General features: G+C 60.3%; 2 protein-coding genes. One reads left to right on the top strand and one right to left on the bottom strand.

Annotated elements, in window-relative coordinates:
- Positions 1–822, top strand: coding sequence for a cyclopropane mycolic acid synthase family methyltransferase (locus tag A5622_RS21210; RefSeq protein WP_066881030.1), 822 nt, complete (start codon positions 1–3; stop codon positions 820–822).
- Positions 823–882: 60 nt separating this feature from the next.
- Here A5622_RS21210 and A5622_RS21205 read toward each other — a convergent pair.
- Positions 883–1,073 (bottom strand): class I SAM-dependent methyltransferase (locus A5622_RS21205; RefSeq protein ID WP_197508048.1); only part of this gene is annotated, 191 nt, incomplete at its 5' end.

Here is a 1,073-nt window from a genome sequence, read left to right as displayed (position 1 = left end):
ATTTACGATGTCTCGAATGAATTTTTCGCATTATTCTTAGACGCGACGATGGGCTACACCTGCGCCTACTTCGAGCGTGATGACATGACTCTCGAAGAAGCCCAAATTGCGAAGTTCGACCTGGCGCTGGGAAAGCTGAACCTCGAGCCGGGGATGACGCTGCTGGACATCGGTTGCGGCTGGGGTGGCGCGCTGAAGCGGGCCGTCGAGAAGTACGACGTCAACGTCATCGGGATCACGCTGAGCCGCAATCAGTTTGAGTACAGCAAGAACAAGCTGGCCGGATTGCCGACCAGCCGCAACATCGAGGTGCGGTTGCAGGGCTGGGAAGAGTTCGAGGACAAGGTCGACCGGATCGTCACGATTGGCGCCTTCGAAGCTTTCAAGATGGAGCGCTATCCCGCATTTTTCGAGCGCGCCTACGAGATCCTTCCCGACGACGGCCGAATGCTGTTGCACACCATCGTTCGGCCGTCGTTCAAAGACGCGCGGGCCAAGGGCCTGAAGCTGACCCACGAAATCGTGCAGTTCTCGCAGTTCATCCTGGCCGAGATCTTCCCCGGCGGTTGGCTGCCGACGCCGCAGACCGTCGGCGAGTACGGAGTGACCGCGGGCTTCGACCTGACCCGCGTCCAGTCGCTGCAGCTGCACTACGCCAGGACCTTGGACCTGTGGGCCGAGGCACTCGAGGCCAATCGCGAGCAGGCGATCGCCATCCAGTCCCAGGAGGTCTACGACCGGTACATGAAGTACCTGACCGGCTGCGCGAAGTTGTTCCGTGCGGGCTACACCGACGTCAATCAGTTCACGCTGGAGAAGTAACCGGCCCAGTAAAGCAATCGGCCCCGAACGGTGAACCGTTCGGGGCCGACTTGTCCCGCCCTACTTGACCAACGTGAATTGCCCCACATTGGTGACACCCTTGCGGAAGAAGTTCTCGCAGCCGGTCAGGTAGTGCATGTACTTGTCGTAGACCTCTTCGGACTGCAGGGCGACCGCCTTGTCCTTGTTGGCCTCCAGGTTGGCCGCCCAGATGTTGAGGGTCCGCGCGTAATGCTGCTGCAGCAGCTGCA

The organism is Mycobacterium sp. 1245801.1 (assembly GCF_001673055.1).
Classification (GTDB): Bacteria; Actinomycetota; Actinomycetes; order Mycobacteriales; family Mycobacteriaceae; genus Mycobacterium; species Mycobacterium europaeum_A.
This window is presented reverse-complemented; position numbering and strand designations above follow the sequence as displayed.